This window comes from Kitasatospora sp. NPDC001225, from assembly GCF_053597855.1.
Genome location: NZ_JBSFJC010000450.1, coordinates 1 through 1,386 on the forward strand (window position 1 = coordinate 1; position 1,386 = coordinate 1,386).

At 76.4% G+C, this 1,386-nt stretch carries 1 protein-coding gene; it reads right to left on the reverse strand.

The window, feature by feature from the left end; genetic code table 11:
- Positions 1-157: 157 nt before the first annotated feature.
- Positions 158-1,195 carry an LLM class flavin-dependent oxidoreductase gene (locus ACWDCZ_RS41365; protein ID WP_380777094.1) on the reverse strand — a complete coding sequence of 346 codons (1,038 nt, stop codon included), beginning with the start codon at positions 1,193-1,195 and terminating at the stop codon, positions 158-160.
- Positions 1,196-1,386: the final 191 nt, after the last annotated feature.

Below are 1,386 nucleotides of genomic sequence, written 5' to 3' on the forward strand. Positions count from 1 at the left end.
CGGCGCCGCCAGGTGGCCGGTCTCCAGCCCCGGCAGCGCGAACTCGCCGACCGGCGCGTTCTGCAGGGCCAGCATGATCTGGAACAGCGGGTGGTCACCCACCACCGCCGCATCCGCGACAGCCTCGGCGCCCGCGCCCACCGCCGCCGCCCGGCCGTTACCGGCTGACCCCGGCGGGGACGGGCAGCGCCGGGGCGAGGTCCCGCACGCGTTCCAGCGAGCGGATCTTCTCCTCGACGTCGGTGACGTTGTTGGTCACCATCAGCTCGTCCGCGCCGGTGCGCTCCAGCAGGTCCGTCAGCGCCCGGCGGACCTCCTCGGCGTCGCCGACCGCCTGGGTGCTGAGCAGTGCGTCGGCGGAGGCCAGCTCGGCCTCCGTCCACGGGTACGCCGCCGCCTCCTCGACGGTGGGCAGCGGCGCGATCGGCGAGGCGCCGTTCAGCCGCAGCACCGGGAACAGCGCCGGCGCCGTCAGCCGGCGCGCGTGCTCCGTGGTCTCCCCGCACACCGTGTAGGCGGTGACGATCGCGTGCGGCCGCTCGGCCCGGGCCGAGGGCCGGAAGCTCTGCCGGTACGCCCGCAGCGCCTCCTCGGTGCCGCGGGAGTTGAAGAAGTGGTGGGCGAACGCGTACGGCAGCCCGCGCCGGCCCGCGTCCACGGCGCTGCGCACACTGGCGCCCAGCAGCCACGGCCGGGGCGGCCGCGGCGGCTCCGGCAGGGCCTCCAGCCGCTGGTAGACGTGCCCGTCCGGGAAGCCGCCGTCGACGAAGGCGAGCAGCTCCTCCAGCGCCGCCGGGAAGTCCTCGTCGGGCGCCCGGCGCAGCGCGTGGGAGAGCAGCGGGTCCGCGCCCGAGCGGCCGATGCCCAGGTCCACCCGGCCGGGGAACAGCGCGGCCAGCGTCCGGAAGGACTCCGCGACGGCGTACGGCGGGTGGTTGGGCAGGATCACCCCGCCCGCGCCGATCCGGATCCGGCTGGTCCGCTCGCCGAGCGCGGCCAGCAGGACGGCCGGGACGGAGCCGGCGATCCCGCGCGAGTTGTGGTGCTCGGCCACCCAGAACCGGGTGTAGCCCAGCTCGTCGGCGGCCGCCACCAGCCGGCGGGTGCCGACCAGGGTCTCGGCGGGGCTGCCGGCGGAGTCGATGGACGATATGTCGAGGACGGACAGCGGGACGGTCGGGGAACTGCTGGTCATGCGGGGGTGCTCCTTACTCGGGGTGTCACGCGTACCAGGTGGGGCGGGGGACTTCGCCGTGCAGGAGGTGGCGCCCCACCACGCGGGCGCGCCCCGGGTCGACGTCCAACCGCGTTCACCCGAATCGGGTAACCGCCGCGGTGCCCCGCGTCCGTGGGCCCTGCGGGGCGGGGACGCTCCGCGTACCGGCC

Coding starts and splice junctions, on each gene's coding strand:
- ACWDCZ_RS41365 (WP_380777094.1), bottom strand. CDS start 1,195: ATGACCAGCAGTTCCCCGACCGTCCCGCTGTCCGTCCTCGACATATCG.